The sequence below is a fragment of the Paraglaciecola mesophila KMM 241 genome, assembly GCF_000315015.1.
GTDB classification, from domain to species: Bacteria; Pseudomonadota; Gammaproteobacteria; order Enterobacterales; family Alteromonadaceae; genus Paraglaciecola; species Paraglaciecola mesophila.
Genome location: NZ_BAEP01000054.1, coordinates 122074 through 147884, shown reverse-complemented (window position 1 = coordinate 147884; position 25811 = coordinate 122074). Strand labels below are relative to the sequence as shown.

Genomic DNA, 25811 nt, shown 5'->3' with positions numbered 1-25811 from the left:
TTTGACTTCGCTAATGTGATTGTGCCGTTTCTTTAGGCGCAGGGCGCGTCTCAATACCGCTATTTGCCATGAAATACGCAAGCAACGCATAAGCGGCTTGGTTTTGTGCTAATGCTTTTGGATCAACCTTATCTAAGGTGTCATTCGCCGTGTGATGGTAGTCAAAATAATAGGTGCCATCTTGTAGCAAAGAAACCACCGGCACCCCGTGCTTGGGGAGCATTGACACATCAGGGCCGCCGCCAGCTTGATTATGGCCTTGTTTAATGCCTATTTTGGCAAGGGCGGCAAACAAGGGGGTAGCCACCTCAAGTGCATTCGGCGTGAATAGGGTATCCATTTGATAAATTTCCCCCGCACCAAAGTCAGACTCTGCTGCAACAATAATATTGCCTAATTCCTCTTTGTGCTTACGGGTATATTCCTGCGCGCCAGTTAAGCCGAATTCTTCAGACGCATAAAGTACTACTCGGATCGTCCGTTTGGGTTGGCCAGTTAGGTTTTTTATTAAGGTAGCTGCGCCGGTAACAATCCCTACACCTGCGCCATCATCCAGCGCACCTGTGCCTTCATCCCATGAATCTAAGTGAGCACCTATCAGCACAACCTCTTCAGGAGACTCAGTACCGGTAAATTCCCCAACAACATTGTAAGACGTTTGCCAGCCGTGTTCTTTAGCGCGCATGTCTACTGCCAATGTCACATCATTACCTGCGTCGATCATAGCTTGTAGGTTGTCAGCGTCAGCGTTTGATAACGCGCCTGCGGGGATCTTCTGTACATCGTCGGAATATTGCATAACACCGGTATGTGCAAAGCGTGAATTATCGGTACCGACGGAGCGAATAAGGACAGCTTTAGCGCCTAATTTTGCCGCCTCAATAGCACCTTGTGAGCGGCCAATAACGACAGGGCCGTAGCCTTTGCCAGCGCGATCACGCTGCATGCGTTGATTAATGAAAACTATTTTTCCATCTACTTGCGCTGCATCAGCTTGTTTTAATGAAGCCAAAGAGTTGAACATAGCCACTTCAGTGGTAAGGCCGCCTTCAGGAGTGGCCACTGAACCGCCTAATGCGGTAATAAATAATTTTTGTTGATAAGGAGCGATGATTTTTGCATCAGCAATACCTCGAGACCAATTCCTAACTCGCACAGGCTCTTTGTAGACGTTATCAAATCCCAGTTCTTTAAATTTACTTTCTGCCCATTCAACCGCGCGCTTATCACCTTCGCTGCCTGCTATTCGCGGTCCTACTTCTACTGTGAGTGATTTTACTATTTCGTAAGCGGTATCGCTATTCATGGCTTGCGCACTTAGTTCGGCAAGCTGATTAGTAGCTGTAGCTGTAGCTGTAGCTGTATCCGTTGCTTCAGTTGATGCACAAGCACTGATTAGCAAGGTGCCGGTTAGTGCAAGCGAACGATATAAATGTGTGCTTTTCATATGCTTTCCTTAAATGGATATTATTGTTTCTTTATACCAACTCCAGTAAAAATAATTGACCACTGAGCAATTATTTACTGAAATGGTATTAGCTTAGATTAATTCAAGTTACTTTAATCTGTTTCAAAAAGGAGAGAGGCTGCGATAAACGTAAATTTTAGGCACAAAAAAAGCGCCTAAGCGCTTTTTTGACAATAAAAATTCTGAACTGATATTAAGCTAAAGCTTTAATCTGTGCAGACAAACGGCTCTTATGACGAGCAGCTTTGTTTTTATGGATAAGACCTTTAGTTGCCATGCGGTCAATCAAAGGTGTAGCAGCTGCAAATGCAGCCTGAGCAGATGCTTTGTCGCCAGAAGCGATTGCAGCAAGTACTTTCTTCAAAGATGTACGTGTCATCGAACGACGGCTAGCGTTGTGCTGGCGGCGTCTTTCTGATTGTAGTGCACGTTTCTTAGCAGACTTAATGTTAGCCAAGTGGAACTCCCAAAAAATTCTAGTCAAAATTCAAGGGTGCGGATTGTGCCTATCAGACCTGTGTTTGTCAAATGCTTTTGCGTATTTATTGTGCAAAACTGCAGTTAATTCTCAGGGTATCGTAATGCTGGATTTGAATCGTGTTCACAAGCAGCGAAGTAGGCGATGTTGATAGGCATTCGCACCTGCCAGAAAGTAGTTTACCTGAGTTCCTTGATTGAGCGAAGAGGCAATGTACTAAGAAGTTAAATTAACGCCACATTATTCATCCCATATCCGCTCAGCCTATACCTGCTCGACCATACCCGTTCACCCCGTAAGAGGTAGACCCATCTCGGTTAGAGCCAGCGAGAGTGTGTACATGTCTGTAGGTGATTGTTTTTTGGATGAATGCTTCTAAGTAAATGACCCTTGGCGCATAATAGGCGCTGTGTTTAAGCGCAGTGTTGTTCGGATTATTTATTTTTTAAAGGAAGTCGTGTGTCGAATCGTTTGTTGAAATCCGGATTAATTGTCAGTTGTATGACCTTTTTATCACGAGTCTTGGGTTTAGTCAGAGATGTTGTGGTGGCAAATTTAATGGGTGCTGGGGCGGCAGCTGATGTGTTTTTCTTTGCCAATAAAATTCCCAATTTTCTTCGTCGTTTATTTGCTGAAGGCGCATTCGCCCAAGCGTTTATCCCTGTGCTAACAGAAGTTAGCAACGAAAATGACAAAGATGCCATGAAGCAATTCATTGCCAAAGTATCTGGCACGCTTGGGGTAATAGTGACAGTAGTAACGTTTCTTGGGGTGATTGGCTCTCCAGTTGTTACTGCGCTATTTGGCGCAGGCTGGTTTATGGAATATCTCAACGACGAGCCTCAAGGGGCGAAGTTCGAACTTGCAGCCTTGATGTTGAAGATCACGTTTCCTTATTTAATGTTTATCTCGTTAGCAGGCTTAACCGGCGCCATATTAAATACCTTAAACCAATTTGCTGTGTCTGCATTCACCCCGGTGCTATTAAATGTAGCCATTATTAGCTGTGCTATTTTTATGGCGGATACCTTTGAAGAGCCAGGTTTTGCCTTAGCGTGGGGGGTGTTTATTGGTGGCATAGTGCAATTCGCATTTCAGTTACCTTTTTTGTATCGAGCTGGATTACTGGTAAAACCTAAGTGGGGATGGTCAGACCCACAAGTGACCAAAGTGCGTAAATTGATGATACCCGCATTATTCGGCGTATCGGTTGGTCAGCTAAATTTGTTATTCGATACCTTTATCGCAAGCTTCTTAGTGACAGGCTCCATTAGTTGGCTGTACTACTCTGACCGCTTATTAGAGTTTCCTTTAGGATTATTCGGTATTGCTATCGCCACTGTCATATTGCCGACCTTATCGCGTAATCATGTGACAAACGATGCCAAGGCGTTTAGTGCCAACATTGACTGGGCGCTGCGGATGGTAAGTTTACTAGGTATTCCCGCTGCGGCTGGTTTAATGATCTTGGCAGAGCCTATGTTGATCGTATTGTTTAAACGAGGTGAATTCACCGCGTTAGATGCCACACTCGCCTCGTACAGTTTAATCGCCTATGCCACTGGGTTGCTTAGCTTTATGTTAATTAAGGTTCTCGCTCCTGGGTTTTTCTCTCGTCAAGATACTAAAACACCGGTGAAATACGGTATCTGGTGTATGGCGTCGAATATGCTCTTTAATTTAATTTTCGCGATCCCATTCGGGTACCTCGGGTTGGCGATAGCCACAAGTTTGTCAGCCACCATGAACGCGGGCTTGTTGTACAGCAAGTTACATCGTTTAGGGGTCTACAAAGTCTCTGCGAGTACTTTGTTGTTCTTAGCAAAAGTCGTGATTTCGACCTTAATCATGGCTGCTGGGCTTATCTATTACCGACCTACGATTGCTAACTGGCTGATGTGGGAGCCGATGATGCAAATGACACAATTGGCCATCATGATTGCCGGAGCTGGGGCGGTGTTTTTATTGTGTGGATTTGCCCTTGGGATACGCCCAAAACAGTTGCTATCAAAAGCAATTCACGTTAATTAAGCGAACTGCGCTATAACGGGCTGTATCTCTGCGCGTAGTTCGCTATAATCCGTCGCTTTGATTTTAGCCAAACAGTATCAAACGCGAGATGCGTGCTCGGGCACCTTATGTGCTTGAGGCAGCTTTAAGGCTGATGTAGTGGCTTGGTTTGATTTGATGACGTACTTGTTAGATGAAATACCTAATATAAGAGGAACAAAGTGGAATTAGTCCGCGGTTTACATAATCTTCGAGATAAACATCGAGGATGCGTACTGACAATTGGAAAGTTTGACGGCGTTCATCTGGGGCATCAAGCCGTGTTAAGTCAAGTCGTCGTGAAGGCAAGGGAACTTGGTTTGCCCGCCACTGTTATGGTGTTTGAACCTCAGCCTGAGGAATTATTTACACCGGATAACGCACCCGCGCGACTCAGTTTATTACGTGATAAATATGTGCAACTTAAAGCACTAGGTGTAGACCGTTTACTGTGTTTGAAGTTTGATAAACGTTTTGCCTCGTTTACCGCAGAGCAGTTTGTTGAGCAGCTATTAGTAAAAGACTTAGGTGTGCAATTTTTAGTCGTGGGCGACGACTTTCGCTTTGGCAAAGGGCGAGTAGGTAATTTCGCTATGCTGCAAGTTGAAGGGCGAAAATGCGGTTTTAGTGTGGTGAGTACGCAAAGCTTTCGCTTAGAAGATTGCCGTATTAGCTCTACGGAAGTGCGCAATGCACTGAGTGAAAACAACTTTTCGCTTGCTGAAAAGATGCTTGGCAGACCGTTTACTATTTCGGGCAAGGTACTGCATGGTGATAAAAAAGGCCGCACGATTGGCTTTCCTACTGCCAACCTATTGCTGAAACGTTGTAATGCCCCCATTAATGGTGTGTTTGCAGTTCAAGTTGACATAGCAGGTAAGGTATATAGTGGCGTGGCGAATATTGGCACGCGCCCAACGGTAAATGGCCAGCGCTCTCAGTTAGAAGTGCATATTTTTCATTTTACTGGCAACCTTTATGGTCACTTTATTTCTGTGGCCATAAAAGCAAAATTACGCAACGAAATTAAGTTCGATTCATTCGAACAGTTGCACCAACAAATACAACGTGACGCCGAGCAAGCAAAACAATTGCTTGGGGTTAACTGAAATTTAATGACGAACAACGACGATTTTGGATTTAGCAATCAATGAGTGACTACAAACATACTTTGAATTTGCCTGAGACTGAGTTCCCAATGCGTGGGAATCTTGCTCAGCGCGAGCCTAAAATGCTGCAAGACTGGACGAATAAAGCGCTGTATCACAAAATTCGCGCTGCTAAAAAAGGCAAAACGCCCTTTATCTTGCATGATGGCCCTCCGTACGCCAATGGTGATATTCACATTGGCCACGCGGTGAATAAAATTCTTAAAGATGTGATTGTTAAATCAAAAACCTTATCAGATTTTGATTCGCCTTACGTACCCGGTTGGGATTGCCACGGCTTGCCAATCGAACTCATGGTTGAGAAAAAAGTCGGAAAACCCGGTAAGAAAGTCACTGCAGCAGAGTTTAGACAAAAATGCCGAGACTATGCTGAAAAGCAAATTAATGGGCAAAAAGCTGACTTTATTCGTTTAGGCGTGCTTGGCGAGTGGGACAAACCCTATAAAACAATGGACTTCAGTTCTGAAGCGAACATTATCCGCGAGTTGGGTAACGTTGTGCGCTCTGGTCACCTTGAAAAGGGCTTTAAGCCTGTTCATTGGTGTACAGATTGTGGCTCTGCCTTGGCTGAAGCCGAAGTGGAATACCAAGACAAAGTGTCGCCTTCTATCGATGTGCGTTTCAATGTTACCGATGAAGCCAGTTTCACCAAGCAATTTACCGCAACAGGTGAAGGTTTAGGCGAAGGCACAATTTCAGTTGTTATTTGGACCACCACGCCTTGGACGTTGCCTGCAAACCGCGCGGTTTCATTGCACCCAGAATTAGAATATAGCCTGGTTCAAGTACAGTCAGAGAATGGTAACGAGCGCTTAGTAGTGGCAACAGACCTACTTGATGAGTGCATTAAACGTTTCGGCTTTGAGAATACTCTCGTATTAGGGACTGCGTTAGGCCAAGCCCTTGAAAACATGCAGGTACAGCATCCGTTTTACGACTTCACTGTGCCACTTATTTTAGGTGAGCATGTAACGACAGATTCAGGTACTGGTTGCGTACATACTGCGCCAGGCCACGGTGTGGAAGATTTCAATGTCGGTCGCCAATATAACCTTGAAGTTGCCAACCCAGTGGGTGCAAACGGTGTTTATCTTGAAAACACGCCGATATTTGCCGGAGAGCATGTCTTTAAGGCGAATGAGCATGTGGTTGAAGTGTTAGCAGAGCGCGGCTCACTAGTGCATCACGTTAAATACACCCATAGTTACCCACATTGCTGGCGTCATAAAACGCCGTTGATTTTCCGTGCTACGCCTCAGTGGTTTATTAGCATGGACAAGAACGGCCTACGTGCAGCGTCCATTGATGAAATTCATAAAACTCAATGGATCCCAGAGTGGGGCGAAAGCCGTATCGAAAGCATGGTAGCGGGTCGCCCAGATTGGTGTATATCACGTCAACGTACGTGGGGCGTTCCTATCGCGTTATTCGTGCACAAAGACACAGGTGATTTGCATCCAAATACCGATGCCTTAATTGAACAAGTGGCTAAACGCGTTGAAAGCGAAGGTATACAAGCGTGGTGGGATATCGACCCTCAAGAAATGCTAGGTGATGATGCAGATACGTTCGTTAAGGTATTAGACACGTTAGACGTTTGGTTTGATTCAGGTGTGAGCCACTACTTTGTAGTCGACAAGCGTGATGATATTCCTGCGTCAGCTGACTTGTACTTAGAGGGCTCTGACCAGCATCGAGGTTGGTTTATGTCATCACTGATGACCTCTGTAGCTACCAAAGGGCATGCACCTTATAAGCAAGTGCTTACTCACGGTTTTACCGTTGATGGTAAAGGCAAAAAGATGTCAAAGTCTTTGGGTAACACGGTTGCTCCTCAACAAGTTACCAATAAACTGGGTGCAGATATACTGCGCTTGTGGGTGGCATCAACTGATTATCGCAGTGAAATAGCGGTGTCCGATGAAATCCTCAAACGTTCAGCCGATGCTTATCGTCGTATTCGTAATACCTCGCGCTTCTTGCTTGCCAATTTAACCGGTTTTAACCCAAAAACTGACTTGGTTCCATTTGAAGAAATGGTTGAGTTGGACAAGTGGGTCGTAAGCCGTGCCCACACCATACAAAGCGAGATCGTAAAAGCCTATGAAGCTTACGATATGCTGGTGGTAACTCAAAAGTTAATGCAGTTCTGTTCGATTGAAATGGGTAGTTTCTATCTGGATATCATCAAAGATCGCCAGTACACCGCCAAGAGTGACAGCCATGCACGTCGCTCATGTCAGTCAGCTTTGTATCATATTGTTGAGGCGCTCGTGCGCTGGATGGCACCAATCACTAGCTTTACTGCTCAAGAAATCTGGCAAGAAATGCCATGGCAAGAAGACGAATTCGTTTTCACCGGTACATGGTATACAGGGTTGACTGCTCAAGCGGATAATACCGAATTTAACGATGCTTTCTGGCAACGAGTCTTAGCGGTTAAAGATGAAGTTAACCGTACAATTGAACTGGCTCGTAAAGAAGGCACTATTGGCGGCTCGTTAGAAGCAGAAGTGAAAATTTACGCTACCGCAGAGCTTGCTGAATTGCTTAGCAAATTACAAGATGAAGCGCGCTTTGTGTTTATTACCTCGTCTGCAACAGTGGAAGCCGTTGAGAGCAAGCCTGCTGATGCCACAGAAACCGAAGTGCCTGGACTGTGGTTACATATCAGCGCATCAGAAGGTAAAAAATGTGCTCGTTGCTGGCATCACCGTGAAGATGTGGGCACTGATGAGGCGCATCCTGAATTGTGCCAGCGCTGTGTCACTAACGTTGATGGCGAAGGTGAAACACGCGCGTATGCTTAATTTATTTAGACAAAGCGGTCTGCGCTTTCTGTGGTTAGCCGTGGTGGTGTTTGTCATCGATCAGGTCACTAAGCACTGGATCGTAGCGAATTTAGAGCCGTACCAAGCGATTCAGTACACCTCTTTTTTTAACTTAACTCACGTGTACAACTACGGGGCAGCCTTTAGCTTTTTAAGTGATGCAGGTGGTTGGCAACGTTGGTTATTCACAGGTATTGCTATCGCCGTATGTGGCTTAGTCACCTGGTGGTTAAAAGAGACTACCCGCCAACAGGTAATGTTGCCTGTGGCGTTTTGTTTGATTATTGGTGGCGCACTCGGCAATGTGTTTGACCGTTTATTACACGGTTTTGTTATCGATTTCTTAGTGCTTTATTACCAAGATTGGTATTGGCCTGCGTTTAACGTGGCTGATAGCGCAATCTGCTTAGGCGCGTTTTTACTGGTCATAGATATGTTTAAAAATAAGGATAACGTAAATGAGTGATTCATCTGTAGTCATAACAGACAACAGTGAAGTGGTATTGCACTTTGACTTGAAATTATCTGATGGCTCAGCAGCGGACAGCACCCGAGTAAATAATAAGCCTGCTAAACTTGTTATTGGCGATGGTAATTTGACCCCAGGCTTCGAAGCCTGTCTTTTGGGATTGAGCGCAGGCGATAAAAAGTCATTTACCCTTGAGCCCCAAGACGCGTTTGGTTTTCCAAACCCAGACAATATCTACCATCTTGATCGCAATAAATTCAGTGGCGAAACGCCGGCAGAAGAGGGCATGATCATGACCTTTTCTCAACCTGATGGCAGTGAGCTACCTGGCATTGTACGCTCAGTTGCGGGGGCGTCAGTCACGGTTGATTTTAATCACCCTTTGGCTGGGCAAACGATTACCTTTGATGTCGAAATTATCTCTGTAGCGTAACTTACGTCACTCAGATCAAAGCAAGAGTTAACACTAGGAAACATTATGCAAATTCATTTGGCTAACCCACGAGGCTTCTGTGCCGGCGTTGACCGAGCCATCACCATAGTTGAGCGCGCTTTAGAAATTTTCTCACCGCCTATTTACGTGCGCCACGAAGTGGTACATAACAAATTTGTTGTGGATGGTCTAAAAGAACGCGGGGCTGTCTTTGTTGATGAGCTGGTGGAAGTACCCGATGACAGCATAGTGATTTTCTCGGCTCACGGTGTGTCTCAAGCTGTGCGTAACGAAGCGAACTCTCGCGGCCTGAAAGTGTTTGATGCAACCTGTCCACTTGTTACTAAAGTGCATATGGAAGTGATGCGCGCGAGCTCAAAAGGTACAGAATGTGTGCTTATTGGCCATCAGGGCCACCCAGAAGTGGAAGGTACAATGGGCCAGTACGATAATCAAGACGGCGGTATTTACTTGGTTGAGTCGGTTGATGATGTAGCTCGCCTCGTGGTGAAAAACCCATCTACTTTGTATTACTGTAGCCAAACCACTTTATCTGTTGATGATACCGCTGACGTGATTGACGCGTTGCGCGCTAAGTTCCCGGCAATTGAAGGCCCACGTAAAGACGATATTTGTTACGCCACGCAAAATCGCCAAGATTCGGTGCGTGAATTGTCAGCGGATTGCGATGTGTTGCTAGTGGTTGGGGCACAAAACAGCTCTAACTCAAATCGTTTACGTGAATTGGCTGAAAAGATTGGTGCAAAAGCGCATCTGATTGCCGATGCTAATTGTATCCAAAAAGAATGGTTGGCGAACGCTAAACATATTGGTGTGACAGCAGGTGCATCGGCCCCAGAGGTATTAGTACAAGGTGTGGTCGACAGGTTGAAAGAGTGGGGGGCAAGCAGTGCTACTGAGCGCCCTGGTCGTCTCGAAAACATCGAGTTTGCAGTCCCTAAAGAGTTACGAGTAAAACAAGTAAGCTAAAAGCGCTAGGTTTGCTCGTATCTAAGATGCCAGCACGCTACTGAAATAGGCCGCTAAAAGAGTTTTTAATTCTCTCTGGCGGCTTTTTTATATCTGCCAAAACATTTCCCAAAGTTAGTCACAAGCCTACACATCAATTATACCTATGGTCTAAAGTCGATAACTAAAGTAGCGCATTAGTACGCTAAGCTTCAATATCACTATTACGCCTGTGGTCATCCGTTATTAAAGGTTCAAGTTTCATTGCCAAGCACACTCTGTACCCAGCTTCATTCCGCGTGATGAAGGGAGTCGGTATGGTCGAAATCTTGGTGACATTATTTATTTTAACGGTAGGGTTGTTAGGTGTGGCATCGTTACAGTTTGTAAGTGCTTTTTCTAACGCAGATGCACTTCATCGCAGCCAAGCCGTATTAGTCGCTCAGCAATTCAGCGAGCGTTTGCGCGCTGCTGCTGCCCCTTCTGGTGAAGGGCTGACGGTAGATAATCAATATTTCGTGAATAATGCCTATAATTTTGCCAGCCTGTCTTGCGACTCATCTGCATTGCCTTATGAGTGCTTCTGCTTAGCATTGCCCGCGAGTATTCCCAATTGCCTGCAAAACCAATGTACAAGCCCGCAATTGGCCCAATTTGATGCATACGAAATGTCCTGTGCGGTCACAGCTGCTGCGCCTAGCTTATCGATTTCATTAACCTGTGACGACAACAATGCTCTAGATGCACACAGCTGCAGCGCGGGGTCCCGTCATCAGATTATGATCGCTTGGCCGGTAGAAAGCTGGCAAAACCAAGAGCGTATTTTAAATACTGAGTGCAACCTCAATCGAAGTGATGCTCATGATTGTGTCACGCTGGATTTAACGCTGTGAGGACTAAAAATATTCTTCATGGCCAAATGCAAACGGGCTTTAGTCTTATTGAGCTGATGATTGCCTTAGCATTAGGCTTGATCATCTCTGGGGCCATCATTCAAGTCATGGTGAGTTCGCGTGTGACGCAAGGCGTGAATCAAGCAGTGACGTCAGTTCAAGAGAATGGCCGATTTGTTATTAGTCGTCTGCGCACAGAAATGCTCATGGCTGGGCGTTCAGATCTGCTCGCCTCAAGCCTTAACACAGCGGTAGATGTGATAGAAGAAGCTAGCTTTGTACAAAATCATCCCGTTATTTTGCCTGGTGATTTTGTTGCTATGCCTGCGCTTGGCGCAACCGACGGAAATGCAGGGGCAAATGATCAGGTGGTTATTGGTTTACAAGGGAATGTTGACTGTCGCGGTAATCGTTTGGGCTATGCAAACGGAGAAGAATTCTTCGTAGTGAATCATTATTTTGTGCAGAACAATACGTTACGTTGCCGAGGCTTTGATGGGCGGGTGTTAAGGGCGATGCTGGCGAGCAATCATGAGGTTGATAATAGCGCAGAAATCATTCTTGATGATGTGTTCAGCTTTCAAGCGCTCTATGGGATCACGAATACTATTTTGTCAGGGGATAACTCGGGGCGTCCTATACGTTATGTTACGGCGGGGGAGCTACCAGTAGTATTAGCGAGCGGCGGTCAGGTGGTGGCACTGCGCTTAGGCGTGCTTTTACGGGGGGAGGGTGAAGTGAAGGTCAGCGCTCAAAAAGCGTTTAAATTACTCAATGAAGCGCCCACTACACAAAGTGGTACTGGATTATTTAAGCCCTTTGAAACCACGGTCACTCTGCGTAATGTCAAAAATTACATGCGAAGTAGAAAATTATGAAACAGACACATTGCGGTGATCATTTAGCGCGAGCAAATAAGCAAAAAGGCTTAGTAATGGTCTTCGCATTGCTAGTACTGGTTAGCCTGACGGTACTGGGAATTGCGTCTGTCTCTAGCGGGTTACTGCAAAATAAAATGGCGGTATCGCTACAAACCCAAACACTTGCGTTTGATGCCGCAGAGGCAGCGATTGCGGGTGTGGTGTTTGAATCCGAAGACAGCGCGGTAATCAGTGATGTGGACATGATAGACCCATTAACTCAAGCTCGGCAAAACACGGCGCTGGACATACAGAATGAGACACTTCGTTGCCAAGATCCTGACACTTGGATTAACAGGCAGGTAACCAGTGCGGGGCTTTCTAAGGGGGCTTTGCATCAAGCTCAGGGTCACTATGACACTAGTCCTGCTATTGATAGTTGGTCCCGCACAGCCTACGTGCGAGAGCAGGCTTGTTTAGGCTCAAGTAACGTTATCAGTGGCAGTCATATTACTTGTCATGTGTTTATTATTAAGGGGTGCGGCCAAATGCAAGGGAGTCGTTCGATTGTCGCCAATAGCTTAACGGCTGCTGTACTAGCGCCAGCGTCCCAATGACCGGAGGTATGATGTCCCGTTTCAACATGCTAATACTATTATTGGGCTTGTGCCTATCGCTAGGGGCGGTGGCTGACGATCTGGAAATCTACTTTGGTGCGAGCACTGAGCAGGTAAAATACGACCCCAACGTGCTTTTTATCATGGATACATCGGGCAGTATGACAGCCGATGATGACACCAATGAGTCGCGTATGCTTAGAGTACAAAATGCCCTCAAAGAGACCTTACGTTCGGTAACAAACGTAAACGCCGGTTTAATGCGTTTTTCGGATTATGGCGGACCTATACTTTACCCGGTGCGCCCGATAGATGATACGGTTTCACCGGAACTGATTGTGCCTATTGTCGTTGGTACTGACGATGCCACCGAGCGCAGCGGTGCGGTTAATCTTAACAATAGTAGTTTAACCCTATCTGCAGGAACCGAAACTGTGGTTACGGGGCTTCGCTACCAGAGCTTAAACATCCCTCAAGGTGCAACCATCACAAGTGCATACTTGCGCTTTACCTCCCGTGGTTTTGATGCATCAGCAACCCAAATTCAAATTAATGCGGAATTAACCCCTGATGCATTGACTTACAACAGTAACCAACAAGACATTAGCCAACGTACAAAAACATCGAATTACGTGCTTTGGGAGCAAAACAACGACTGGCCCTCAGTCGGCGACACAGTTGCAAGCATTGATTTTAGTGAAGTCGTTCAAGAAGTTGTTGACCAAAGCGAGTGGTGCGGGGGCAATGATCTTAATATTATTCTGACGAGCCAAGGCCTAAGTGCTGCCAGTAATCGGCTGGCTGAAAGCTTCGAGCAAGGAGGAGGCCTCTCACCGCAACTGGTGGTGGTGTATGATGAAACTACCGCTACAGGGTGTGTTACTGGCGACTTGACGTATCAAATTGACAGTCAATCTAACAATGCTGAAGAGCGCGGCAATGGGTATCAGTCAACGGGTAGTGAACTGACCTTCAACGCCAGCAGTAACGATTACATTGGTTTGCGCTTTCGTAATATCGCTTTACCCCAAGGCGCCGTGGTAAGCAACGCCTACCTTGAATTCACTGCTTATCAAAACAGCAGCAATAACAGCGCTTCAATGACGATTAGGGCGGCGAATGAAGGGGACCCAAATAGTTTTAATAATTACCCTCGTTATTTATTAAGAAATAAAGCCAAAACCGCATCGGTAAGCTGGAGTGGCATTGAGCGATGGTATCGAAATCGAGATTATCAGAGCCCGTCAGTTGCGAGTATTATTAATCAGTTGGTAGAGCGCAATGATTGGCAGTCGGGCAATGACATGATGTTTATCTTGTCTGACTTTAGCAATACGCGAGGGGCTTATACGTACGCCGAGCGCCCGTCGGGAGCCGCTAAATTAGTCATCGAATTTCAAGGTCAAGCGACACCGGGGCAAACCTCAACTGTACGCGAACATTTAGTCAGTAAGGTGGATGAGCTCAGTGCGAGTGGTTATACCCCAATCGTGGATACTTTATACGAAGGTGTGCTTTATTACGGCGGGCTAGATATGAACTATGGCCTGGCGCGGGGCAATAGTAGTGTATCGAATACTGTTAGGCGTAACACGCGTGTCAGCCACCGACTTTCATATGCAGGGCAAGATGCCACGCTTCCCCCTGGTTGCGAAGAGGACAATTTAAGTTCGTCTAATTGCATCACCCAACAAATTCCTCAAGGGGCGCGTTATATTTCGCCCATTTCAGATCGTCAATGTCAAGTGAATAACCATATCGTTTTACTCTCGGATGGTGAAGCGAACAACAACCACAGTGTTGATGAGATTGAGAGTTTACTTAGCGCGTCGTGTACAGGCAGTGGCGGTGAAAAATGCGGCTTAAGTTTGGTTCGAAATGTAGCAGATTCTGAGGAATCCGTAATAGACAGTCGCATTATTACTCACACCATAGGTTTTGCAGCGAATACCGAAGCCAATAGTTTCTTGAACCAAATCGCCTTACAAGGGGGCGGTGGTTTTTATCAAGCAGATAACAGCCAAGAATTATTAGGCGCATTTCAATCGATTTTGAAAACCGTTAAAGATGTGAATGCGACGTTTGTATCCCCAGGGGTTGCGGTGAATCAATTAAATCGCTTAACCCATAAAGACGAGTTGTACTTTGCGTTATTTAAACCGTCTGAGGGAAGCAACTGGCCTGGAAACCTTAAGAAATACAAAATCGATGGCGACACAATATTGGATAAAAATGGTTTGCCTGCTGTGGATGACGGCAACGGTTTTTTCTCTGAGCAAGCCCACAGTTATTGGTCAGTATTAACTGATGGTAATGATGTTCGCCAAGGCGGCGCGGCGAGCAAAATGAGTTTGGCTCGTAATCTATTTACGTTTTCAGCACCAGGGGCCTTCGCTATCAGTAATAACCGTATGCATGAAAGTAACAGTAGTATAACCGAGCAAGCCCTCTCCGTTGATATGCTTGATGATGCGAGCACCGTACGCAGCAACTTACTGAAGTGGGTAAGAGGCGTTGACTTAAAAGATGACGATGGTGATGGTGATACATCAGATGTGCGCCTTCAAATGGGAGACCCTATTCACTCTCAGCCCGTCATTGTTAATTACTCAGCGAGCGACAGCGCTATATTTGTTGCTACTAATCAGGGATTCTTGCATTCATTTGACGCCCAAACGGGTAGTGAAAATTTTGCTGTCATTCCTCAAGAATTACTTGGCAATTTATATGAATTTTACCGCGAAAACACCACGTCGAATCATATCTATGGCTTAGACGGCGATCTGGTATTACGTCATTCTGATGACAAGATTTATCTTTATGTGGGCATGCGCCGTGGCGGTCGAAATTACTATACCTTTGATATTTCCAGTAAATCAAATCCTACCTTAGTGCATCAAATTATTGGGGGAAGCTCGGGGTTTGAAAAGCTCGGGCAATCATGGTCAAGACCAACCGTCACCAAGGTAAAAGTGGACGAAACCATACGCAATGTGCTTATTTTTGGTGGTGGTTATGATGTAGAGCAAGACAACAAAATAGCTCGCAGTGCTGACAATGTCGGTAACGCGGTATTTATTGTAGATGCTGACAGCGGGGAGTTAATTTGGTCAGCCAGCAACAGCGCCGCGGACTTGTTAATAAGCGACATGCAGTACAGTATTCCTGCTCGTATATCGGTGATTGATCGGGACAATGATGGCTTAGCAGATCATATGTATGTGGCCGATTTAGGAGGACAACTGTTTCGCTTAGATATACATAATGGTTCGGGGCGAAGCAATTTGGTAAGTGGTGGCTTACTTGCTGATTTAGGGGGGGATTTGGCAGAAGATAATCGACGTTTTTACTATGCGCCTGATGTTGCGCAAATAAGCGCCGTTGATGAAAACTTTTATGCTGTGGCAATCGGCTCTGGATATCGAGCACATCCATTGAATGCGCAGATTCAAGACAGTTTCTACATGTTAAAAGACTATGGTATCTTCTCAATCGATGAACAGGGTCATTATGGTTTACCTGAAAATGCATTCACCCGTGATGACTTATATGATGCGACGGCCCATTTATTGACCTCATCCGATGAAACCGTGGTAGAGGAGCAAACTGCACTATTCGCCAGTAAGGCTGGGTGGCTGGTGGACCTTAGCACTGGCGGCGAGAAAGTATTAGCCTCGCCGTTAATATTAAATTATCAAGTGTTCTTCACCACCTATTTGCCTGCCACAGCAAACGACAGCCTGTGCGCCCCACCTAGTGGTAACAGCCGCGCATATCTAGTGGAATTAATTAACGGTAATGCGGTGGTGGATTTAAACAATGATAATCAAACGACCCATCAAGATCGATTTGCCGATCTCAAGCAAACCGGTATCGCGCCAGACACCAAAATCCTCATTGAGGATATTTTGCAGCCTGTCGTGTGTTTGGGAACTGAGTGTGCATCAGCGGTGATTGAAGTGGATGAACAAGGTGATGAAGTCGCTTGTACTTCGGCCTTCGGCTGTTTAGCACAAAACATTTATGGCCGCTTCGAGCGGATCCAAAAGAGTAGTTGGAAAACGGAAATTGAAAGACAAGAAGATGAATAAAAGGCGTATAAAAATCCCTTCAATAATGTCGGCCAATGGCGGCTTCTCATTGATGGAGCTAATGATCGCGGTTGCTATTGTGGGGATCGTTAGCACTGTTGCCTATCCAAGTTATCAAAGCTACATGATAGACAGCAAACGCAGTGTCGCTCAAGCTGACCTTATGACGTTTGCGGCGCAAATGGAGCGTCATAAGTTGGCTAATTTTAGTTATGCAGGTGCGGCGAATGAGGGAGGAGATACAGGGGAACCAGCGATTTTTTCCCATCATTCACCCGCCAGTGAATCAGCGGATAATAAAGCGTACAACTTAACGATTGATAGTCTGTCGGGCGGTGGTACTGCCTATAGAGTTAAGGCGCAGCCTTTGGTAGCTAGCCAAGGCGCACTTTACTATTATAGTGACGGGCGAAAAGCGTGGGATCAAAATGCAGATGGAGCCATTTCTGCCTCTGAGTTCTGTTGGCGATGCTAATTGCGGTTGACACTCAATGCCAGCCTAAGAACAACTTAAAGCCTCTCCGTTTCTGTCTTCATAAACCCCGTTGTTGTCACTGTCTCGGCTAGTTTTTACTCTACCTTGTAAACTGATGAACAATCCCCGGTGAGATGATGTTTCTTCGCCGCAAAATAGGATGTCTGCATTATTATTAGCTCCGCCGTTAATAGTAAAAAGCACGGGGTTTTGAGGTCCTTGAACAGCAATGTTGTTCTTCTCTATACTTAAGGATGCAAGCAATGATTCATTTGCGTTGCGTTCACCATCCCCGTTGGTATCAACAAAGACCATTTTGGCTAAAGCCCAATTATTAGAACAAGTTGCGTAATCTGATGTAGCACAAAATGTTGTTTCAATTTGATTATCTATTGAGTGCCCTCTGGCAAACTGGGCTAAAGCACTGATTTTATTCATCTGCGCAGCAATTGTGTTGTGGGAGATGGTTGCCTGTAAGCTAGGTGCAACGCTCGCAGCGAGAATAATGGCAATACTGACGCTTATCATCAATTCGATAAGCGTAACGCCGCGTTGGGCTGAGGGATTTTCGTAATGGTACGGATAGACTTTTTTCATGCTCAGATTGTAACGTTATTACAGGCAAGATAACGTATGAGCAAAGTGGCTATGGTATTAAAATGTCAGCCAAAAATAGATCTTATATTGAGTAAGTTATTGCGGCCAACAATTCGCTGGTGTTTGTGCCATAGATTGGTTGATAATTAGAGTGGTACAACCAGTATCTGCCAGTTGCGTTGACAGTGCTTGGGCCTGCAATGTAAAGCGAGTTGCAGATATGTTCGAAACACTAAATTCATACAAGTCGTTTATAGGTACTGGCAGGGCGACTTCGTCGGCATAAGTGGTATGGGAGATCCGGTAACGCTCTTGTTGTAAATGCCATTTCAATAGAGCGTTTTGCGCGTCAACACGACGAGTCTGTACAATGTGATTTTGATAACTGGGCAGGGCGACCAGAGCGAGTATCCCAATGATGGCCACCACAATCATTAGTTCAATCAAACTAAATCCAATATAGCGATTATGGGCGAGGTGTTGATACACAGTTCATCCTTGTTATTTTTCTCTTCTACATAGGCTTTATCTTCAGCCTAAAATATTTCTCAATTTAGTCTATATTTATATGCTTAATTATTATTTTTCGCCACGCAAAATGCAGTCAAAGCTTTGTGTATTCGGTTTTTTTGACCTCGATTGACTACACTGCTTCTCGCTTAAGTTCGCGCGTTACTTTCATGTTGTAGCCCAATTTTTTGGATCACGAATACTGATGAACATGTGCAAAGGAATGTCTCTATTGGAACTTATGTTGGTGATATCTATTACCATGATATTAATGACGCTAGGCGTTCCTTCACTATTAGATTCAAAACAGCAGCTACATATTAAGCAAGCGGCACAAGAGAGCTATTTTTTTATGCAACACGCTCGCGCGAGTGCTATCGCCTCTGGGCAAAATGTATTCGTCAGTATTCAAGACGGCCAAGCTTGGTGCCTAGGTATGAACATGTCCGAAGCCTGTAATTGTCGAGTCGAAGACAGTTGCTCTGTTTTGGGAGTGCAGTCGCGTATTCAACATCGTGATTTTTCCTCTGTGCAACTGACGCAATTGCGCTTTGGGCAGAATGATAGTGCGGTATTTGACGGTGCCAGAGGCATGGCCATGGGGGATTCAGGTTCGTTGATTTTTGGTGATGCGAGGGATGAGCTCAAACTTATTGTGAGTAATATGGGGCGGGTCCGTCTGTGCGTTAACGACGGTGACATTGTGGCATACAGGCAATGTTGAATTCGTCGTTTCATAGCAAAGGCAGTTCATTGATAGAGTTGATGATTGCCATGTCTTTGGGCATATCAGCGTTGTCTGCATTCTCTGCTTTTATCGGTTTTGGGGTCGGGGTCAATGCTAGTTTACTGGCCTCATCCCGTCTGAATGAAGAGTTTACCTTAGTCTCTCAGATGTTAGCCCGAGATATCGCCAGAGCGGGCTTTCATGCAGGTGCGTCAGCACAAATCATCGACCCTATGAATGCGTTAAATCCTTTCGCCGATCCGTTGACCCTTAGCCAGTTTACTAATGAAATCGAAGATAGCTGTATTTTATTCGCTTACGATCGCAATGCAAATGGGGTTATGGATACCCAAGATGGCAATGAAAATTACGGATATCGCCTGCGCGGCAAAGCAATAGAAATGCGCACAGCTGGAGCGCAATGTGACAGCAATGGCTGGCATGATGTCACAGACCCCAATGTTGTGCAGGTCACGCGTCTGCATTTTACGTTAACTGAGTTTATCGTGAGACAGAGGGTCTTGACTCAGGTAGAGATGAATCTGGTGGCTAATTTGAAGGCTCAACCAGATGTGTCACGCCAAAGCACAATACGCTTCTTAGTGAACAACGATGCACAATAAATATGTCTATGGGCATCATCCTAAGCGCGTCAGCAAAGGCGCTATGATGCTTGTGACGGTTTCCCTGTTGTTAGTGATTGCTAGTTTAGTCACAGTCCATACTGGCCGCGTGAAGTCCCTTGAACACAAAATACTGCTCAACAGCCAAAACCAAGCATTGTCATCGGCTGCAGCGCAAGGCGGACTTGCACATGGTATGAGTCTTATGCAATCTGATGTTACCTGGCAAGGTGATGAGCGCAGTATAACGTTTAGCAACAATGCGCGTGCCATTGTGAGTGCTCAATTTAATCCGTTACAACGTAACGGCTTGAATACACATTGGGCCAGCATCGAATCTGCTGGCTTATCTGCTGATGGGCAAAGTCAACACCAAGTCAGCGAGCAGGTACTTCGTTATCCTTTTCTTCACATTATCCCGCCAGTACCTTTAATCAGCGCCGTTGACATACCTACTGACTTGCATTTTGTACTTGGGGCGAACCCGAATGCTGGTGGTAATGGGGTGCCTGTCTCAATATGGACGGACAAGACCCTTTCCGCCATTGATGTAAACAGTCGAACCTGTGCTTTGCAGGTATTTGATGAAAACAGATGTGCTTTTGATATGTATTCGAACAATGCCAACTTGGGTATAGATACGCTGCAAGAGCACGAGGGATTTCCAACTGATGCATTGGAGTACCTATTTAATATACCTGCGCCTGACTGGCATATTTTAAAGAGTGAAGTTTCGCTTATTGCCACGAATTGCGAGCCATTAACGATTGTGGATACTCGTATCATTTGGGTACAAGGTGAATGCCGTTTAGAAATAGGCCAACAGATTGGCAGTATCGATACCCCAGTTATGTTAATTCTGGCGGACTCAGCTTTGCTGATGCCTGGGGATAGTCAGATTTTCGGTCTGGTTATATACCTGAGCACGCAAAGCCCGCCTACTGAGCAAAGAATAGCCATGGCGGCGAGTGCACAGCTAAATGGTGCATTAGTGCTGCTCGCCCCGGTTGATGCCGCTTTGAGTCAATTGGCGGTTCGATACCACTATGAAGTGTTAACGCAACTGCATCAAGGTGCTGACATGCAACGTATCGGAAAAGTCAGCGGAAGTTGGCGTGATTTTTAGATGAAGATGCATTCTGGTTTTAGCTTGTTAGAGGTGCTGATTGCCACCGCCATTATGCTGTTCGGTGTCGCTGGTTATGTGCAACTACAATCTCATTATATAAAGCTCGACTATACGTTAAATTTGCGCCAGCAGGCCGTCACACTGGCAAAGCAAAAGCTAAATGACTTGCGCAGTTTCAGTGTTGTGCATAGCAGTGCCGGGCAAAAAAGTTATCAAGATATACAAACTGACACAGGGGGAGATCTTACGGCAGGGGAGGTTGCAGTGAAGCTTTGGCAGTCACAAACCCAGACAATCCCCTTTGAATTACATTGGCAAGTGCGAAACATGTATTTCGTCGATACCGATAACGACTTAGTGCCTGATACTTGGCTACCCGAAGGCAATGCTAATTTACCGCAAACTTTGCCAGTTGTTGCACCTAAAAAGACGTTGCAGATCACCGTAGGTTGGCAAGACCAGTTTGGGGAGGCGCTAAGTGTCTCTTTGCACAGCCAACTAACGCCCGTGCCTTTTACTCGGAGTCAGCATGTGGTCAGTGCCAACATTGGGAATAACCAGCCTTTACCAGTGACGTATATCCCTTCGGGGGATAATATTGATGTCTTGCATCATATTGATAGTGATATAGCGATCCAGGGTAGGGCGCCGACCATAGATGTTATGGAGGATAATATCGCGATAAAAATTGAGCAGAATCGAGTTGAATTACTCGCCAATGAGTATGAGAAAACACGGTTAGAAAGCCAGCTTGTGGTCGGGTGTGATTGCCAATTATCACAAAGCGGTTTGGGGAAAACGCCTGCAATGGCTGCCATTCAAGGAGGTAAATTGAGCACACGGCAAGGGCACGAGATGTTCAAAGCTAGAGGGGTTGCAAAGGCCGGTCAACATGCCCGTTGTGAGCAGTGCTGTAATGATCATCACGATACAAGTGCGATGGTGAATACTCAAAACTATTATCGACTCGAATCAGGTGATGCCCATAAACACTACAACCGTTTAGGTGACAATATATTTGAAGAAGCTCTCGCTGAAGGGGATGAATATCAGGAAGTCTGTCGGTTCAAGCGAGTCGATGGCTTTTATCATGTGGCGAGTGATCTTGTACAGTTAACGATCACCGAATTCGCTGCTCAGCATTTAGCGCAGCAAAATAACCGTGACGCCTATACCGCTTATGTAAAACACGTATTGGCTGCTTATATTCAAAATACGGCGCTACCGCCACCAATGATAGGCCGGGATATCACATTGCCCCTGGGGCAATTTCAACTAGCTGCCTATGGTATCTACATGGAGCGATTGTATGCTGAAGATTTAGCGTACTTGAACACACTTATTACCAGCAATGACGAGCGCTGGTTTGCCTTAGCACCTTTTTATGATGTTAATGTGACATTACTCGCAGATTGGCGCTCATCTGATACCCAAAGCGTAAATATACTGCAACAAGCGATACAAACTGTTGAGAATGTTGGACAAGATTATTATGCTAGTTACCAAAGAGGTGTCATAGAAAATCTAATGTTGGGCCAAAGCAAAATATATGCATCGATGAATGGCTCTAATAGTGGATTAGTGGGACATGCACCTTTGTCACCCTATGAAGCATTGAATGTAAAAGAAGGAAATGGGCTAAAGGTTATTATTCAGCCCTGATTTTTCAGCCTTATGGTTCCTGACTGGATTTATAACGCAGGTGTCAGCTATCAGTGGGCCATTCTAATAATCAGTTTTACCAGCAGAGTGAGAGAAAAATGCACAAGCAAGCGGTGATTGACGAAATGCGTGTGAAACCGCAAATTGATGTTGAAAGCGAAGTACAAACCCGTGTTAATTTTATTAAATCCCATCTGGTTGCTTCGGGGTTAAAGACCCTGGTACTGGGGATCAGTGGTGGAATAGACTCTTGCACTCTAGGTCGATTAGCACAAATTGCGGTGAATCAATTGAATTCACCATCAAGCTCTGATTACCAATTTGTTGCTGTGCGGTTGCCTTATAAAGTGCAAGCCGATGAAGACGACGCACAATTGTCGATTGATTTTATCCAACCGAGCCAATCAATATCGGTCAACGTGCAGCCTGGTGCAGATGCGATTGATGAGCAAACGAGCAAAGCATTAAGTGACGCAGGGCTACTACCTGCTAGCGATACCAAACGTGATTTTGTTAAAGGCAATGTTAAAGCAAGAACACGCATGGTTGTGCAATATGAAATTGCAGGCATGCTTGACGGTTTAGTGTTAGGTACGGATCATTCTGCTGAGAATATCACTGGGTTCTATACTAAGTACGGTGATGGCGCTTGTGATTTGGCGCCAATGTTTGGCCTGAATAAACGTCAGGTTAGACAGGTCGCAAGTTATTTGGGCGCACCCGATAACCTTGTACATAAAGCGCCGACAGCTGATCTTGAGAGCTTAAGCCCGCAAAAAGCTGACGAGCAAGCATTGGGAATGAGTTATGATGACATTGACGATTTTCTTGAAGGGAAGCCTGTGCCACAACAAGTAACAGATCGCCTATTGGAAATTTATAAAAAGACGCAACATAAACGTGTACCTATTCCCACAATTTATGATTAAGCACACCATCTGGAGAGAAGAAAAGTGAAGAAAGTCGAAGCGATTATTAAGCCGTTTAAAATGGATGATGTGCGAGAAGCACTTGCTGAAGTCGGCGTGAGTGGCATGACGGTAACTGAAGTTAAAGGCTTTGGACGTCAAAAAGGACACACGGAGTTATATCGTGGTGCCGAATACAATGTAGACTTTTTACCTAAAATGAAGCTAGAGGTCGTTATCCCAGACGGGCAAGTAGAACTTGCTATCGAAGCGATTATGAAAACGGCGCAAACCGGCAAAATCGGTGATGGTAAAATTTTCGTATACGAAGTCGAACGCGTTATTCGTATCCGTACAGGGGAGGAAAACGAAGACGCCGTTTGATTCAAGTGCTTGAGCACATGCTATAAAAAACGAGGCCATTTGGCCTCGTTTGTGTTTATTACCGGTTAGTCTTACCCGATTAGTATTATCTACTAATGGGTGTGGCCACATCCTTCAGCAGTATGAGGATGGCCGTGGGCTATTTCTTCTTCAGTTGCCGCGCGTACTTCTAATACCTCTACATCAAATGTAAGCGTCAGGCCAGACAACGGATGATTGCCATCAACCACAACGGTTTCTTCATCAACATCAAGGATCATCACAGACTGCTCGCCTTCATCTGTGGTTGCTCGGAATGTCATACCTGGCTCAATTTCCATACCTTCGAACATTGAACGTGGCACTTCTTGAACTAGGGTGTCGTGGCGCTCGCCATAGGCTTGTTCAGGCTCGATATCGATAACGAATTTCTCACCAACCTCTTTACCTTCCAAATGATCTTCTAAACCTTGGATCAGGTAATGACTACCTTGCAAGAAAACCATTGGTTCTGATTCTTTTGACGAGTCGATTTGTGTGCCATCGGGCGCACTTACAGTGAAGTGCATGGTAACGACTGTGTTGGTGGTTATATTCATTGGGTACCCATAAAAATTGGTGGTGAATACATGAAATATTCACCGATTAAAAATTAAGTATTCGCCTTTTATTCTAATGAATATGGCAGAGATTGCACGGTAAATACCGCATTAGGTCGATCTTTCAAACGCATTATCGAATTAACTTCAGTATCGTTTGCCACAACGGCTAATAACCAAGTTTCTTTGCCTAAGGTTGCACTGCGCAGCACTGTGCCCCCCTTTCGCCAGTTTTCGCCGACCGGAATTTCAAGGTTATCGCCTGGTAGTAGATTTACCGATTCGTCAGCCTTAAGTATGAAAGCCGCTCGCTTGTTTTTCCCCAAAAACTTAGTCCGAGCCACCACTTCTTGACCCATGTAACAACCCTTGTTAAAACTGATGCCATCTAGTGCTTGTAAGTTCATCATTTGAGGTACAAATTCATTGCTGGTGGCAGCACGCAATTCAGCAATCCCTGTTTTTATATCAAGCACTTCCCATAGCGTCTTATCAGCATATGTTAGCGTTTCATGTAGCGCTAATTGAGCTTGGCCTTCAGGTGTTAGTACAAGCATGAAGCGTTTATTTTCTGAGCCTAGAGCTAACACCACACCGTTAGCATTGCTAAGCGATTGTAGGTGTTCAGCCGGTATATCACCAAATAATTTACTGATAACAGCCTCTAGCTGCTGCCCTTGTCCACCAAAGCATGACCACTGGGTTGGCTCATCGACAAAGTCGACTTTAGCGAACACGCCGTATTTTTTAAGTTCGGGCAATGACGCCGCGGCACTCTCTTTATGGCTTACGAAAAGCACAGACTCATTGTGCTCTAGGGCGTAAAAAATGTTCCAAGTCTTGCCTTTAAAGTCACAGTGGCTGCCAAACAGAGCATCATGGGCGCTAAGTTTTGTCATGTCAGCGGTGACCTGGCCTTGCAAGTATTTGATACGCTCTTCACCACTGATGTTAAGTACATGCAAGTCATCTAAGCGACAAATAAAATCTGCAGGGATGGTGTCCGCGGTATCAATGGTGTTTATCACAAGTGTTATCTCAGCTTAATTCGTAATGGATAATTAATATGAGGTTAAAATGCTTTTTAGCAAGGGGAAATATTGAGAAAGCAATGGCGTTTCAGATGAGGATTATACACGGTAAATTATGCTAAACTGCGCTCGAATAATCACAATAGGATGATCCATGTTTACCAAACAAAGATATGCGCGCCTGAAATGGGCATGCCGGCGCGGAATGTTAGAATTAGATGTTATCTTTATGCCGTTTGTCGAAGAGGGATTTAACGATTTATCTGAAGCGGATAAAGTTATTTTTGAGAGCCTGCTAACATGTGATGATCCCGATTTATACGCTTGGCTTATGGGCCATCAAGCGTGTAATAATCCTGATTACAAGCGCCTGATAGATCACATATTAAGTCGTGTCAAAGTATAGAGTTGAAGTAAAACCGTCGCGAATGCAAGCGTATATTGCCTGTTTGGCTTATGTTGTTTTATTAACAAGTGTTTTTGCTTGGCAGCCTCATAGCCTGCGTTATCAGTTATTACTGCAGTTCATATTAGGCAGTTTGCTTACAATCTACTGCATAAGCATCTGGCGAAAAAGAGAACACGCTAAGTTCGTGGTGCAGGTGAGCTACGAAGGTGAGTGGAATTATCTCAATGCCAGGCAAGATGCAAATTGGTGGATTGGTGAGCAATCTAAAATGCTCGGCAGTCTACTATGGGTGCAACGCATACCTCTGTTACAGCGACATCAACCCCAGAAGGCTTCTATTCGTTGGAGTTGGATATTCAAGGACAGCGTTAGTGAGAAAGACTATCGTCGATTGTGTCGTTGTATTATAGCAAGTCAGCAACGTGCAAGAACCTGCTAAACAAAAGCCAAA

Annotated in this window: 25 protein-coding genes; 19 read left to right on the top strand and 6 right to left on the bottom strand. The window is 45.3% G+C overall.

Annotated features, from left to right (window positions below; translation table 11 throughout):
- Positions 1-10 precede the first annotated feature (10 nt).
- Together GMES_RS12990 and rpsT are read right to left on the bottom strand one after the other, a co-directional pair.
- Complete coding sequence (locus GMES_RS12990) at positions 11-1447, bottom strand: M28 family peptidase (RefSeq protein WP_006993167.1); 1437 nt, start codon at positions 1445-1447, stop codon at positions 11-13.
- Between the two features lie 214 nt (positions 1448-1661).
- Positions 1662-1925 (bottom strand): 30S ribosomal protein S20, encoded by a 264-nt coding sequence (gene rpsT, locus GMES_RS12985; protein WP_006993166.1) that lies wholly within the window; start codon positions 1923-1925, stop codon positions 1662-1664.
- A 480-nt stretch (positions 1926-2405) separates the two neighbouring features.
- Here rpsT and murJ point away from each other — a divergent pair, with 480 nt between their 5' ends.
- The 11 genes from murJ (at position 2406) to GMES_RS12930 (ending at position 16802) form a co-directional block, all read left to right on the top strand.
- Positions 2406-3977, top strand: coding sequence for a murein biosynthesis integral membrane protein MurJ (gene murJ / locus GMES_RS12980; RefSeq protein WP_006993165.1), 1572 nt, complete (start codon positions 2406-2408; stop codon positions 3975-3977).
- Between the two features lie 200 nt (positions 3978-4177).
- Positions 4178-5104, top strand: a complete 927-nt coding sequence (ribF, locus tag GMES_RS12975) for a bifunctional riboflavin kinase/FAD synthetase (RefSeq protein WP_039987407.1) — start codon at positions 4178-4180, stop codon at positions 5102-5104.
- 41 nt (positions 5105-5145) lie between these two features.
- Positions 5146-7974 (top strand): isoleucine--tRNA ligase, encoded by a 2829-nt coding sequence (gene ileS / locus GMES_RS12970; RefSeq protein WP_006993163.1) that lies wholly within the window; start codon positions 5146-5148, stop codon positions 7972-7974.
- Positions 7967-8461: a signal peptidase II gene (lspA, locus tag GMES_RS12965; RefSeq protein ID WP_006993162.1), complete on the top strand. Its 495-nt coding sequence runs from the start codon at positions 7967-7969 to the stop codon at positions 8459-8461. The genes ileS and lspA overlap by 8 nt, the downstream gene beginning before the upstream one ends.
- Positions 8454-8897 carry an FKBP-type peptidyl-prolyl cis-trans isomerase gene (gene fkpB / locus GMES_RS12960; protein ID WP_006993161.1) on the top strand — a complete coding sequence of 148 codons (444 nt, stop codon included), beginning with the start codon at positions 8454-8456 and terminating at the stop codon, positions 8895-8897. The genes lspA and fkpB overlap by 8 nt, the downstream gene beginning before the upstream one ends.
- A 45-nt stretch (positions 8898-8942) precedes the next feature.
- The gene (ispH, locus tag GMES_RS12955; protein WP_006993160.1) at positions 8943-9887 is read left to right on the top strand and encodes a 4-hydroxy-3-methylbut-2-enyl diphosphate reductase; all 945 of its coding nucleotides are present in this window, start codon (positions 8943-8945) and stop codon (positions 9885-9887) included.
- A gap of 296 nt (positions 9888-10183) precedes the next feature.
- Positions 10184-10759 carry a PilV family protein gene (locus GMES_RS12950; RefSeq protein ID WP_006993159.1) on the top strand — a complete coding sequence of 192 codons (576 nt, stop codon included), beginning with the start codon at positions 10184-10186 and terminating at the stop codon, positions 10757-10759.
- Between the two features lie 26 nt (positions 10760-10785).
- Positions 10786-11637, top strand: coding sequence for a PilW family protein (locus tag GMES_RS12945; protein ID WP_006993158.1), 852 nt, complete (start codon positions 10786-10788; stop codon positions 11635-11637).
- A complete protein-coding gene (locus GMES_RS12940; RefSeq protein WP_006993157.1) occupies positions 11634-12236 on the top strand; it encodes a PilX N-terminal domain-containing pilus assembly protein in 603 nt (200 codons plus the stop codon). Before GMES_RS12945 ends, GMES_RS12940 begins: the two co-directional genes overlap by 4 nt.
- Before the next feature lie 11 nt (positions 12237-12247).
- Positions 12248-16327, top strand: a complete 4080-nt coding sequence (locus GMES_RS12935; protein WP_039987436.1) for a PilC/PilY family type IV pilus protein — start codon at positions 12248-12250, stop codon at positions 16325-16327.
- Positions 16328-16352: 25 nt separating this feature from the next.
- Positions 16353-16802 (top strand): type IV pilin protein, encoded by a 450-nt coding sequence (locus GMES_RS12930; protein ID WP_039987434.1) that lies wholly within the window; start codon positions 16353-16355, stop codon positions 16800-16802.
- A 24-nt stretch (positions 16803-16826) separates the two neighbouring features.
- Here the strand turns inward: GMES_RS12930 and GMES_RS12925 are convergent, their stop codons facing one another.
- Together GMES_RS12925 and GMES_RS12920 are read right to left on the bottom strand one after the other, a co-directional pair.
- Positions 16827-17399 carry a GspH/FimT family pseudopilin gene (locus GMES_RS12925; RefSeq protein WP_006993154.1) on the bottom strand — a complete coding sequence of 191 codons (573 nt, stop codon included), beginning with the start codon at positions 17397-17399 and terminating at the stop codon, positions 16827-16829.
- Positions 17400-17495: 96 nt separating this feature from the next.
- Complete coding sequence (locus GMES_RS12920) at positions 17496-17888, bottom strand: type IV pilin protein (protein WP_006993153.1); 393 nt, start codon at positions 17886-17888, stop codon at positions 17496-17498.
- Positions 17889-18114: 226 nt separating this feature from the next.
- Here GMES_RS12920 and GMES_RS12915 point away from each other — a divergent pair, with 226 nt between their 5' ends.
- The 6 genes from GMES_RS12915 to GMES_RS12890 all read left to right on the top strand — a co-directional run bounded on the left by GMES_RS12915 (position 18115) and on the right by GMES_RS12890 (position 23342).
- Complete coding sequence (locus tag GMES_RS12915; protein WP_153811079.1) at positions 18115-18633, top strand: GspH/FimT family pseudopilin; 519 nt, start codon at positions 18115-18117, stop codon at positions 18631-18633.
- Complete coding sequence (locus GMES_RS12910; RefSeq protein WP_039987403.1) at positions 18627-19259, top strand: prepilin cleavage protein; 633 nt, start codon at positions 18627-18629, stop codon at positions 19257-19259. Before GMES_RS12915 ends, GMES_RS12910 begins: the two co-directional genes overlap by 7 nt.
- Complete coding sequence (locus GMES_RS12905) at positions 19249-20385, top strand: hypothetical protein (RefSeq protein WP_226990298.1); 1137 nt, start codon at positions 19249-19251, stop codon at positions 20383-20385. Before GMES_RS12910 ends, GMES_RS12905 begins: the two co-directional genes overlap by 11 nt.
- The gene (locus tag GMES_RS12900) at positions 20386-22050 is read left to right on the top strand and encodes a type IV pilus modification PilV family protein (protein WP_006993149.1); all 1665 of its coding nucleotides are present in this window, start codon (positions 20386-20388) and stop codon (positions 22048-22050) included. It begins immediately after the preceding gene.
- A gap of 98 nt (positions 22051-22148) precedes the next feature.
- On the top strand, positions 22149-22979 hold the full coding sequence (gene nadE / locus GMES_RS12895) for an NAD(+) synthase (protein ID WP_033186180.1): 831 nt from the start codon (positions 22149-22151) through the stop codon (positions 22977-22979).
- A 24-nt stretch (positions 22980-23003) separates the two neighbouring features.
- Complete coding sequence (locus GMES_RS12890) at positions 23004-23342, top strand: P-II family nitrogen regulator (RefSeq protein WP_006993147.1); 339 nt, start codon at positions 23004-23006, stop codon at positions 23340-23342.
- Between the two features lie 92 nt (positions 23343-23434).
- Here the strand turns inward: GMES_RS12890 and GMES_RS12885 are convergent, their stop codons facing one another.
- Positions 23435-23920, bottom strand: coding sequence for an FKBP-type peptidyl-prolyl cis-trans isomerase (locus GMES_RS12885; protein WP_033185968.1), 486 nt, complete (start codon positions 23918-23920; stop codon positions 23435-23437).
- A gap of 68 nt (positions 23921-23988) precedes the next feature.
- Positions 23989-24948, bottom strand: coding sequence for a tRNA-modifying protein YgfZ (gene ygfZ, locus GMES_RS12880; protein WP_006993144.1), 960 nt, complete (start codon positions 24946-24948; stop codon positions 23989-23991).
- Between the two features lie 157 nt (positions 24949-25105).
- Between ygfZ and GMES_RS12875 the strand changes: the two genes are divergently transcribed.
- Both GMES_RS12875 and GMES_RS22625 read left to right on the top strand, forming a co-directional pair.
- The gene (locus GMES_RS12875; RefSeq protein WP_011575899.1) at positions 25106-25357 is read left to right on the top strand and encodes an FAD assembly factor SdhE; all 252 of its coding nucleotides are present in this window, start codon (positions 25106-25108) and stop codon (positions 25355-25357) included.
- Between the two features lie 22 nt (positions 25358-25379).
- A complete protein-coding gene (locus tag GMES_RS22625) occupies positions 25380-25799 on the top strand; it encodes a protein YgfX (RefSeq protein WP_006993142.1) in 420 nt (139 codons plus the stop codon).
- Positions 25800-25811: the final 12 nt, after the last annotated feature.